We start from the raw sequence: 1,691 nt of genomic DNA, 5'->3' as shown, positions 1-1,691 counted from the left end.
TGGTTCTTACGCAATGTTGGTGAGGTAGTGATGCTGACATTATGGGAATAAAATCAAAAAGGATTGATTCCCATGAACGAGTTAGAATTCCTGGATAATCGATTGCGTGTCACGAATGTTCACTCACACGATGGGGTGAAATACTTTGTAGCTCGTCTCGTATCCAGCGGTGCATGTTGTCCGGAATGCGGTCAGTCTTGTCACCGACGTCACAGTTTCGCGAAGCGACGACTAAAAGACTTTTCAGGCATGTATCAAGTGCTCCGCCTGCAGATTCAAGTACCGAAATGGTTCTGTGACAATTCTAGATGCCCACGCTCCATTTTTACAGAGCGCTTGCCATGGGCCCTTTCTCATTCGCGGAGAACGCTCCGTACGGAGCGCGTGTTATCAACTTTAATGTTGGCCATGAGTGCGAAGGAAGCCGAGCGTGTCACGACTGTTCTAGGTTTTCGAATCAGCCACGACACGCTGCTGAGGGTGTTACGACGGGTCCCCATCCCAAACCACTGTGCTGAGATAATCGGTATTGATGACTTCGCCTTCAAAAAAGGGCATCGGTACGGGACCATCATCTGCGACGCAATAACACATCGTCCCGTCGACTTGCTCCGAACTCGCGAAGCTGACATGTTGACGGATTGGCTCTTGAATCTGGAGAAGCGACCTGTCCGCGCATCGGTCGACCGATTCCCGGCCTATCAAGAAGCGTTGCTCAACCAGGACATCGTAGTGGTGAGCGATCGGTTCCACCTCATAGACAATCTGTGGCGATGTCTCAATTCGATATGCCAGCGTGTCCTTCCCTCTCGTATCCCTGTAAATCCGGAAGGTGCTGTATCGTACGGTTTGAAACCGCAACATCCGACTGAACCCCGGAAAGAAACGAAACGACCGTTGGTCGAAATGGTTCAAAGCATGTATCACCAAGGGATGAGTCTGAATGCGATCGCCCGGGTGCTGAACTTGAACTGGAGGACCGTCAAGAAATACAGTGACCCGACTTACGAGCCCTCTCCATCGAAAAGACAAAGACCTCACTTGATCGATCGTTTCATGCCACATTTGAGAGAATGTGTTCTGAATCGATATACGCTCAAGGAAACGGATGCTTATCTCAGGCACTTAGGTTACAGAGGCTCGTTCGGCGCGGTCCGTTACCGTTCACTTGACGTTCGGAAAAAGGGTCTTCCTGAACCCCAGGTTTTTATATCGCGCAAGGATGTCTGTCGCTTACTCTGGCAATGGCCTTCGACCAGACCGGGTGACATCATCGATGTCTCGTACCTGTTAGTCCATTATGGAGATCTCGCCATTCCATTCTGTTTCATCCAAGGATTTCGAGAAGCAATTCGTGAACGGGACGCGGAACATCTTCTTGCGTTGATTACAAATCCACAGGTCACATCACATCCCGGACTGAAGCGCTTCGTGGGTCGTCTCAAACAAAATATAGAGGTGATCCTGGCGGCTTGTCGGTTCGAAGAAAATAACGGTTACGTGGAGGGGAACGTCAATCGCCTAAAGATGTTGAAACGACTCATGTATGGAAGAGGAGGCTTTGACTTGCTCAGGATTCGGGTACTTTGTCGCAATCCTGAGCCGAGCCCTGCTCATTGATATTGCAAAAAAATGAGCGACCAACTTCAGACGGTCGCTCATCATCGTTCACCAACATTGCGTAAGAACCA

1 protein-coding gene is annotated in these 1,691 nt (G+C 49.8%); it reads left to right on the top strand.

Annotated features, from left to right (window positions below):
* Window positions 1-408: 408 nt before the first annotated feature.
* Window positions 409-1,620: a transposase gene (locus tag EVJ30_RS14855; RefSeq protein ID WP_161568870.1), complete on the top strand. Its 1,212-nt coding sequence runs from the start codon at window positions 409-411 to the stop codon at window positions 1,618-1,620.
* Window positions 1,621-1,691 lie beyond the last annotated feature (71 nt).

Source organism: Exiguobacterium sp. SH5S13 (assembly GCF_004337085.1).
GTDB classification, from domain to species: Bacteria; Bacillota; Bacilli; order Exiguobacteriales; family Exiguobacteriaceae; genus Exiguobacterium; species Exiguobacterium aurantiacum_A.
This window is presented reverse-complemented; position numbering and strand designations above follow the sequence as displayed.